Origin of the sequence: Streptococcus sp. E29BA, assembly GCF_041807805.1 — a bacterium.
GTDB lineage: Bacteria > Bacillota > Bacilli > Lactobacillales > Streptococcaceae > Streptococcus > Streptococcus entericus.
This window is the reverse complement of sequence record NZ_JBGTZA010000066.1, coordinates 371-2,701: the sequence shown is the minus strand read 5'-3', so window position 1 is coordinate 2,701 and position 2,331 is coordinate 371. Positions and strand designations below refer to the sequence as shown.

6 protein-coding genes are annotated in these 2,331 nt (G+C 41.4%); all 6 read right to left on the bottom strand.

The features are described from left to right. Positions 1–27: 27 nt before the first annotated feature. Positions 28–384: a hypothetical protein gene (locus tag ACERC8_RS09885; RefSeq protein ID WP_373659692.1), complete on the bottom strand. Its 357-nt coding sequence runs from the start codon at positions 382–384 to the stop codon at positions 28–30. Beyond that, on the bottom strand, positions 381–596 hold the full coding sequence (locus ACERC8_RS09880) for a helix-turn-helix transcriptional regulator (RefSeq protein WP_373659691.1): 216 nt from the start codon (positions 594–596) through the stop codon (positions 381–383). Before ACERC8_RS09880 ends, ACERC8_RS09885 begins: the two co-directional genes overlap by 4 nt. Before the next feature lies 1 nt (position 597). Continuing rightward, positions 598–1,497, bottom strand: coding sequence for a lysostaphin resistance A-like protein (locus ACERC8_RS09875; RefSeq protein WP_373659690.1), 900 nt, complete (start codon positions 1,495–1,497; stop codon positions 598–600). Further along, complete coding sequence (locus ACERC8_RS09870) at positions 1,494–1,682, bottom strand: hypothetical protein (RefSeq protein WP_373659689.1); 189 nt, start codon at positions 1,680–1,682, stop codon at positions 1,494–1,496. Before ACERC8_RS09870 ends, ACERC8_RS09875 begins: the two co-directional genes overlap by 4 nt. Before the next feature lie 228 nt (positions 1,683–1,910). Beyond that, complete coding sequence (locus ACERC8_RS09865; protein WP_373659688.1) at positions 1,911–2,153, bottom strand: GlsB/YeaQ/YmgE family stress response membrane protein; 243 nt, start codon at positions 2,151–2,153, stop codon at positions 1,911–1,913. A gap of 57 nt (positions 2,154–2,210) precedes the next feature. Beyond that, positions 2,211–2,331, bottom strand: a 121-nt coding sequence (locus ACERC8_RS09860; protein WP_373659693.1) for an IS3 family transposase, incomplete at its 5' end; no start/stop codon positions are given.

Here is a 2,331-nt window from a genome sequence, read left to right as displayed (position 1 = left end):
AACACCTATGGTTAAGCGAGTTATCGCTTAACAAAAACACTTTATAAAAATTGTACAGAAAAGGGGTGCCTTTTCAACGGTAAATATATCTATCGAAATGCCTAGTGACATCTTGGTCGCATCTGTCAATATGACGATTAAAAGTTCTAAAATAGCTGGTAGTGCCAAGAGCCAACCCACCCAAGGCTTCGTTTTTTGGAGCTGATACAATTCACCCTTTTTCAAGTGAATAAGACCTATAAAGAGGTAAAACAGCCAGTTAAGATCAACAACTTGTTGACCTGATGAGAAAAAGCTAAGAACAACCATCAGGATTGATAGCACTAAGAATACCAGCCCAAGGCTTTGGTAGACAATTTTAGTTGTCGATGTTTTCTTTGTCATTTACTCTCTCCTTCTGCGAGGGAAAAGACCTGTTCAACAGGCTCTTGGAAAATCTTGGCGATTTTCAAGGCAATGAGAATGGAGGGCAGGTATTCGCCACGTTCAATCAGACTGACTGTCTGACGAGAAATCTGTGCTAATTTAGCCAACTCCGTCTGGTTGAGACTATCTCTGGCACGTAACTCTTTGAGACGATTTTTTACAGTATCCATCTTAACCTCCTGCCATCGTCATCATCACGACAAACCCTATCAGGTTGTTAAGCGCATGGACCCCGATAGCGACATCCAATCGTTCAGTGTAGCGATAAACCAGCCCAAGCGCCAGCCCCATGCCACCATACATGACCCAGATCCCCAAGTCTGATGGGCTATGCAAGAATCCAAAGACAAAACTGCTGATTAATAGCCCCCAAATGGAACGAGGATTAAATAGTTTTCCCATCACCAGACCTCGCATCACAAACTCCTCAATCACTGGCGCCAAAACGACTACAAAAGCAAACAGGAGATAGGGAGGCATGTTGGCATCCATGATGGCCTGTTGATTATTAGGGAGATTTCCTAAACCATGTTCAGCCATGAAAAGGATGGTACCCAAAATTTTGAAAAAATAAACTGCAAGTAAGCCCAGCCCCATCGCCAATAAATATTGCCACCAAACCAGTGTAACACTTCCTTTGAGCAGCTTACCACGCCAAATTACGTAAGCCGTAACCAGTGCCAACAGCACACATAAAACTGCAACAAGCCAATCCTCTGAAGAACCGATCCTGGCTGTCAGCTGAAGATCTGCCATAAACAGAAGAGCGCCAAGCAAGAGAACTTGCCATTTTTCAAGTGTTTTTTTCATCATATTTCCCTTTCTTATAAACCGATTTTTATCAACAATCGCCGTAAAATCCTTAGGAGAACAGGCGTCACTGCACCAATTTTCGAAGAATAGCAGAGCTATTACTACTATCAATGGACTGCTAAATGGAAGACTATCGAACCACCAACTATACTCGCCACCGACATCAGACAGACCCAGAGCGATACCGCATAAAAATCCTACGATGGTTATCATACCAACAATGAGAACAGCCTTTATTGTCGAACCTGACCTTTTCATGACATTCCCCTTTCCTTCACTAATCTTGCTAAGCTCTCTCTTATCTGGTAAACATCAGGTCCTAACACCCTGATAAGTACAAATCCAGTAAGTATCAGCAATACAGCTAGTAAACTCTCTAAAGGACTATATAATATAAGCCCCAGAGCAATACTGATGACAAACTGCTTCGTATTTTCTCTCATGTCAACCTCCTCTGACTGATGTATTTGCTTTAACATCCTTATTGTAACACATCATTTTATTTTTGACAATTATCTTTGTCAAAAAAATAATTTTTGTTGTTATTTTAGATATGATTATCGTCAAGAGATTAAATCATTTAGAACAACACTTCTCCCTTCTATTCGTTGTTCAATGATAAAAAGACAGGAACGAGAAGTTCCTGCCCTAGAAATAACTTTTTTAGGCGATTAGCCTTTTCTTCCAAAGAAGTAAGCTGCAACAATTGTAACAAGAGCCGCACCGATAATTGATGGGACGATTGCCATGCCAGCAGCAGTTGGTCCCCACACACCAAAAAGTGCCTGACCAACGTAAGAACCGACAATACCAGCAACGATGTTAGCAATCCAGCCTGAAGGTCCTTTTTTAGTGATTGCACCACCGATTGCCCCGATGACTGCTCCGACGATAAGTATCCAAATGAACTCCATAATATTATTTCTTGAAAAGGCACCCCTTTTCTGTACAATTTTTATAAAGTGTTTTTGTTAAGCGATAACTCGCTTAACCATAGGTGTTTGGTAATCGAGACTACCGTGAATGCGATGATGGTTCCACCAGTGGACATAGTCCTTGGTTTTAAGGGTTAGTTCTTCTAGTGACTGGCAG